7 protein-coding genes are annotated in these 6,167 nt (G+C 69.4%); 2 read left to right on the top strand and 5 right to left on the bottom strand.

Annotation, left to right across the window (positions count from 1 at the left end; all coding sequences use genetic code 11):
* Position 1 precedes the first annotated feature (1 nt).
* The 3 genes from JAO81_RS24980 to JAO81_RS24990 all read right to left on the bottom strand — a co-directional run bounded on the left by JAO81_RS24980 (position 2) and on the right by JAO81_RS24990 (position 1,697).
* Positions 2-496, bottom strand: a complete 495-nt coding sequence (locus JAO81_RS24980; protein WP_233415875.1) for an ATP-binding protein — start codon at positions 494-496, stop codon at positions 2-4.
* Positions 493-834, bottom strand: coding sequence for a DUF6415 family natural product biosynthesis protein (locus JAO81_RS24985; RefSeq protein WP_199550165.1), 342 nt, complete (start codon positions 832-834; stop codon positions 493-495). The genes JAO81_RS24980 and JAO81_RS24985 overlap by 4 nt, the downstream gene beginning before the upstream one ends.
* A 134-nt stretch (positions 835-968) precedes the next feature.
* Entirely contained in the window at positions 969-1,697 is a 729-nt protein-coding gene (locus JAO81_RS24990; protein WP_199550166.1) for a GntR family transcriptional regulator, read from the bottom strand.
* A 50-nt stretch (positions 1,698-1,747) separates the two neighbouring features.
* Between JAO81_RS24990 and JAO81_RS24995 the strand changes: the two genes are divergently transcribed.
* Together JAO81_RS24995 and JAO81_RS25000 are read left to right on the top strand one after the other, a co-directional pair.
* The gene (locus JAO81_RS24995) at positions 1,748-2,563 is read left to right on the top strand and encodes a bifunctional 2-polyprenyl-6-hydroxyphenol methylase/3-demethylubiquinol 3-O-methyltransferase UbiG (protein WP_199550167.1); all 816 of its coding nucleotides are present in this window, start codon (positions 1,748-1,750) and stop codon (positions 2,561-2,563) included.
* A gap of 120 nt (positions 2,564-2,683) precedes the next feature.
* Positions 2,684-3,244 carry a GNAT family N-acetyltransferase gene (locus tag JAO81_RS25000; protein WP_307813649.1) on the top strand — a complete coding sequence of 187 codons (561 nt, stop codon included), beginning with the start codon at positions 2,684-2,686 and terminating at the stop codon, positions 3,242-3,244.
* Between the two features lie 311 nt (positions 3,245-3,555).
* Here JAO81_RS25000 and JAO81_RS25005 read toward each other — a convergent pair whose 3' ends face one another.
* Together JAO81_RS25005 and JAO81_RS25010 are read right to left on the bottom strand one after the other, a co-directional pair.
* Positions 3,556-4,503 (bottom strand): hypothetical protein, encoded by a 948-nt coding sequence (locus JAO81_RS25005; protein WP_199550168.1) that lies wholly within the window; start codon positions 4,501-4,503, stop codon positions 3,556-3,558.
* Entirely contained in the window at positions 4,467-5,498 is a 1,032-nt protein-coding gene (locus JAO81_RS25010; protein ID WP_199550169.1) for a hypothetical protein, read from the bottom strand. The genes JAO81_RS25005 and JAO81_RS25010 overlap by 37 nt, the downstream gene beginning before the upstream one ends.
* Positions 5,499-6,167 lie beyond the last annotated feature (669 nt).

A 6,167-nucleotide genomic window follows, 5' to 3' on the forward strand; every position in this document is an offset into this window, starting at 1 on the left:
CTCAGGCCGTACGCGGCGCGGGCAGCAACGCCCGCACGGTCTTGCCGATGTGGGGACGCGGGAACCAGGACAGGTCTGACGAGTAACTGCGGACGAGCATGAGGCCGCGGCCGGACTCGTCGTCCAGAAGCGAACCGGCTGATTCCTCGAAGCAGGGGAAATCGGGCACGGGATCGGAGACTTCAACGATCAGATCGCCGTCGACGAGCACCGCCAGATGAAGCAGGAGTTCGTGGTCTCGACGTCTCGCGTGCTTCACGGCGTTGGCGACGAGCTCGGTCACGATCATTCGCGCCGCGTAGGTGGTTTCGTTGGTGCCCCACTCCCACCGCTCAAGGTGGCTGCAGACGTCGCGTCGAGCCAGGGTCACCGAGGTCGAGGTCATCGGGTAGCTGGCCTTGGCGTACTCGCGCACGTCGGCGCCAACACATCGTCCAGTGGTCTCCACCAGGGCCGTGGCAGGGCGGGAAGAGCTCATCATCAGGCCCCCGCTCATTGCGTCTTCTGGGTCTTCAGGTACGCAACGAAGACCCTGGTGACGCGGGCGAGGGCGCGCATGTAAGTCCAGGCACCGAACGGGCCGTCGGACGGTCCGCGCTCACGCAGACCTTCAAGGTCGCGAAGAGCGCCGTTGACCTTGGGCCCGCGGCGATCCGCGGCGGTCGCTTCGACGCGCAGCGCCAAGGCGTGGAGTGCCGTGTGGAGCCGCCCGGTGAGGTCCTTGACCTCACCGTCGGCGGGGCGGCGGCGCGGAGGGGAGAGCGCCCGATCGCAGATGCGGGCGACTTCGTGTAAGTCGAGATGGTCGCTGTGGGGAGTCATCGCTGCAGTCACCGCTGGTCCTTTGCCGTGGCGGGTGGGACGACATGCGGCGGGAGCATCAACAACGGGTGTAGAACAGGCTGTTGAGTGTGCTCTACCGCACACTCAACAGATTGAACTAGTTAACTAGAGAAGTCAAGGCGAGGTCAGTTCTGCTGCCCCATCGGGTAGTTGTCGGTCTCCTCGAAGACGTGCGCCGGCGTGACGCCGACCTCGCACACGAGCGCCCGATGGTCCTGGTCGAAGGCGGTATGCAGGACGACCGCTACGGCAGCCGGCCGCTCCAGTCCGAGCAGGCTCGCCTCCTCTTCGGTCGCGAGTGCGACACGGGTGATGTCCTCCGCTTCCACGGGACTGCGCCCGGTGCAGCGCCGCACATAGTGGGTGGTGCCTTCGGCAATCGGAGCCATCTCGGCGAGCTTCGGGCAGGCCTCCGCGACCGCGAGGGTGAACCAGGCGATGACCAGGGACATCGATGATCCGTCGTCGAGGAGCAGGACACGGACCCGCTTCAGGGCCTTCTCGCCTGGGCCGAGGCCGAGAGCGTCGACGACGGGCTGCGGGGGAACAGCCCGCTCGGGCAGGCCCACGCGACGGTACGGGGCCGCACCGGACAAGCGGCTCGTGCCGCGCTTGCGGTGCCCGGCTGGCCGGGCGACGGCCTGTTCGATCACGGTGTGCCCGGAGCCTTGACGGGAAACGACGAGACCGTCATCGCGCAGGGTGTCGATCGCCTTGTTCACCGTGCCCATGGCGACGCCCCACTCGGTCGCGATCTCCCGGCCCGTGGGGAGCTTGCCTCCGGGCGGGATCTCGCCGTCCGAGATGCGCCGGCGCAGCCACTCGGCGATCTGCTCGTACTTCAGCGCCATCAAGAGCCCTCATCACTGGACTAGTTAACTGGTCAGCATTCAGAATGCCTTGTATGACACCTCCAGAGCTAGCGCCGGAGATCACCCGCTTCTACGTAGAGACCATCGACGAGGCCACTCGGCTCACGCATTCCGCCGACGGGCAGCTCGAGTTGATCCGTACACAGGAGCTCCTGCGCCGCTACCTCCCGCCCGCCCCCGCGTCCGTCCTGGACGTGGGCGGTGGGACCGGGGTGCACGCCGCGTGGCTGACGAAGGACGGGTACACGGTCGACCTGATCGATCCCGTCGAGCGGCACATCACCGCCGCCCGCGCGGCCGGTCTGAACGCCGAGCTGGGGGATGCCCGCCAGCTCGCCGCCCCGGACGCCTCGTACGACGTGGTCCTGCTGTTCGGCCCGCTCTACCACCTGCTCGAGCGCGACGAGCGGGACCAGGCGCTCGCCGAGGCCAAGCGCGTCCTCAAGCCGGGCGGGCTGCTCGCCGCGGCCGCGGTGAACCGGTACGCCTCCCTCTTCGAGCACACCTCGTACCAGCATCTGCACACCGAGCGGATGCAGCGTTCGATCGGCACGATCCTCGAGCGCCACTTCCACGACGGGCAGAAGGCCTTCACCAAGATGTACTTTCACCGCGGCGAACAGCTGCTGCAGGAGGTCACGGACGCTGGTTTCGAACGCACTGCGGTGTTCGGGATCGAGGGCCCGACCTGGGCCATGCTCAAGGCCGTGGAACAGCACACGAAGGAGCCGTTGGACGTCGAATCGGGACTTTTCCAGTCGGCGCTTGCCGCGGCGCGGCTTGCCGAACCGTATCCCGAGCTGCTGGCCGCTTCTTCGCACCTCCTCGCGGTCGCGCGCAAGCGTTAGACCGACACGAGGCAGGGGGCGGACTCCCTACGGGGAAGACGTCTCGTTCCGCCGATGACCCGCGATCGGATCTCTCAAAGCTGCGTGAGGAGCGACCATCACCGTCGATCGGAGAGCCGCATGACGCTGGAGTCGATCGTCATCCGTCGCTTCGACGGGCCGGGGGCGGCCGCGCAGTTGGATGCGCTGCTGCCCGCGTACGAGGAGGTCTACGCGGCGCCTCCATACGAGGAGGGGCCGCGAGACGTCGCCGAGTTCGTCGAACTTCGCCCGCCAGATCAACACCCGCCCCGGGTTCCGCCTCGCACTGGCGATGCACGGCGAGCGGGTCGTCGGCTTTGCGTACGGCTACTTCCTGCCGCCGCGACCAGCTGGTGGCAGGGCTCCTCGAGCCGCGCGAGACCGACTTTCGTTCGCGAGGACGGCCGCCGTACGTTTGCCGTGATCGAACTCGCCGTCCGCGGTCCTATCCGTCGCCGCGGCATCGCTCGGCAGCTGCACGACGAACTCCTCGCCGGCCTCGCTGCCGAGCGCGTCGTGCTGACGGTACGTCCCGAACCCGCAGCGGCCCCTGCCCGGTGTGCATACGAGAGCTGGGGCTATGAGTTCGTCGGGGAGACCCGGCCGCAGCAGGATGGGCCCCTGTACCGGTCGATGATGCTGAGCATCACGCCGAACTGAGCGTGGCCGGGCGCGCCCAGGCCATCACCGTGCCGGATGAAGCGGCTGGAGCTCATGATGCGGGCCGAGGTGTTCGGACCGGCCCGTCATGCCTCGGCGGCGCCGGGCGCGCAGTCCACCCGTTGTCGCCGTTCGTGCTCGCGCGATTCTCGTGACGGAGGAACGAACGGTCGTACGCGTACGAGCCTCACCGCAGCGCACATGCACGCCACGAGAGCGACGGAACTCATCCCTCACGCCAACCCGTACAAGCGGAGGGCGCTGCACACGATCGCCTCGTCCGCTGCCGCCAGCGCCTTGGCACGCCTGGCTCACGCCCTGCCACCTTTTTCGCTGCGGGCGTCGCTCTTCCTCGTACGGTCCGCGGCCGGATGTTCTGTGGACTGTTCTGCGTCCAGGCCGTCGAGGACGTCTGCAGCGTGCCGGTGAGCGTCGGTCGCGATGTGCAGATCGCGGGTCACCTCGTCAACGATGTCGTGTAGGTCGTGGGCGGGCTCGCGCGTCTTCTCGTGGCCGCCGTCCACCGCGGGTGTGGTGCTCGCGCGCTCGTCGAGGTCCAGGACGGCGGCACACGCCTTCACCGAGGCACAGGCGAGGTTGTGAAGCTGTTCCTTGAGTTCGGCCGCTTCGGCGGGGTGGTGGAACTCGTGCAGGGCGACGGCTGCTTGCCACAGCAGCTCGCGTCCGAGGCTGGCCGCGGCCCGGCATTCCGGAAGGCCGCTCTCCTCGGCTGCGGCGTCGAGGTCGGCCTGCAGCTCGAGAAGGGACGCGAAGCCCGCGACCTCACTCGGGGTTTCGATGACGACAGCGTGCCGTCGGGCCCACTGGTCGAGGGGCGTGGGCAGGAACTCGGTGAGCAGCGGCGCCACGAGCAGCAGCGGAATCCCGACGCTGACGGGCAAGCGGCCGGTCAGCATGAGCTTGCCGAACAAGAAGAAGCTGGCGATCGCGACGCACGCGGTGGTGAAGCTGATGAAGAACGTGCGGTGCGGATCGAAGGCTATGTCGACGAGGTTGGCCGGGCGCCGGGTGAGCCAGCGCCGCGCAAGGCGTGTGGCGCGGGGCGGGTTGGGCGGGACGACGCCGATCTGGTGGAGCTGGATGAGGTCGTCCCGCCCAGGCACGGCGTACCAACGGGTCCACCCCCAGGGTGTGCGGACATCGCGGCGTGGAACCGTGCGGTCGAAGAGCGGGTCCATCGGCTGCTCCAGGTAGTCGGGGATCAGGTGGTCACGGTCTGCGTGGCGCAGGTGGTGCATTGGCCGGTGCCGTCGGGGTGGGCGCGGCGGCGGCTGGGGCCGGTGCAGGTCTGACAGAACGGCCAGTTGAGACACGCGGGGCACAGGTTGCTGTCGGGTGCCGGGCCGGGGTGGCCGCAGCCGGCGCACTCGGGCAGCACGCGCAGGGTGAGCGCTTCGGCGACGGTGCGGTCCGCAGCGGCGGCCCGCTCGGCGCTCAGCGCAGGGGGTTCCCCGGCGGGTGCGCTCGCGGGCGGTGGTGTGGTGCGTGCGGTGCGCAGGCGGGCGGCGATGATCGCGCCGACGGAGGTGAGGACCGGCGCGGGCAGTGGCCGGCCGGTGATGATGTGCTCCAGCTGCTGGAGACTCCAGCCGGCGCGCAGCATGTCGGTGACGACCTGGCCCTGGTCGTGCAAGGCCTGCCCGGTGAGCAGGAGTTCGGGCCGTCTGGCGCCGATGGCGAGCAGTATCTGAGCGCCGAGGGCATTGCCGTCCGTCCGTCCCGTTTCGGTCTCGCGCGTGTGCGCGGTACGGACGGATGGATGGGGGTTGGTCTTCTGCTTGTTGGTCTTCTTAAGCCTGGTGTTCTTAGGTGCCGGTTCAGCCTGCGCAGGTTCAGCCTGTGCTGGATAACCCGTTTTAGGTTCTGACCTGGGAGTTCTTCGCGGCTCGGCCGGTGGCTCGCCCAGGAGGTCGTAGAGGTGGGCCGGCATGTCGGTGATGGCGTACACGGCGTCACCGAGGGTGCCGTCCGGACGGCGGGCGCGCTCGCGGGTCAGGTAGCCGTGCTGCTCGAGTTCTCGCAGCCCGCTGGCGACGGCTTCACGTCCCTCGCGGCCGCGGCGCGCGAGCTCACTTACGGTGATCCGCCAGCCGTCACGGTGGGTGGAGATCAACCCGAAGATCCCCTTGGCCTTGAAGCTCAACCGCGGGTCGCGGAAGAGGGCGTTGGAGATCTGCGTGAAGTGGTCGGCGGCCATCGCGCCGCGCTGGATCCCGTGCCCGAAGCCGCTCATCGCGCGCTGCCCTCAGTGGAGGCATGGTGCGGGGCGCCGGCGGACCGCGGAGGACCTGCCGGGTGCAGTCGGGCAACGGCTGCGGCGCAAGGCCGCAGGACTGACGCGAGGCTCATGGGGTCCAGTGCACGGGGCAGCCCCGACCAGAACCCCGGCCGAGTGGCCCGACCACGCGTCACGATCTGGTGACGTCCTGCCCGCCCCGGGCCGGTCGGGGTAGTGGTCGGGGCGACCAGCGGCGAGCCGACGCCAACAGGCCTTGGGTCGAGTCCGCTTGCGCATCCTGCGCATCGGGCTCGGCTCGGGCTGACCGGTGCGCCCGCTCGGCTGCGCAATCGAGCCGGCCACGGAGCCATCCGGCTGCGCAGCCCGGATGCCGTGATGTCGGTGCGCGCTGCGCACGCCGCTGCGCAACGGTCCGGGCCCTGCGCACCGCGTGGGCGGTCCGATGCGCGGTGCGGCTCTGCGCAGCGGTCGCGAGGGTTCGGCAAGGGCTGTGCACCCTCCCGTTGACGATCACCAGCGATGCCGGGACGGTTCGCCCAGTCCTGTGCGGCGAGTGTGGTGCGAAGGGCTCCTCGCCGCGGCCTGAGCGGGCTGGGCGGGGGACTGGTCGGGGCGGCCAGGACCCCGCCCCGAGGTTTGTGGCCCGCTCCGGGGGGCCGTCGG

It is taken from the genome of Streptomyces sp. N35, from assembly GCF_016464295.1.
GTDB lineage: Bacteria > Actinomycetota > Actinomycetes > Streptomycetales > Streptomycetaceae > Streptomyces.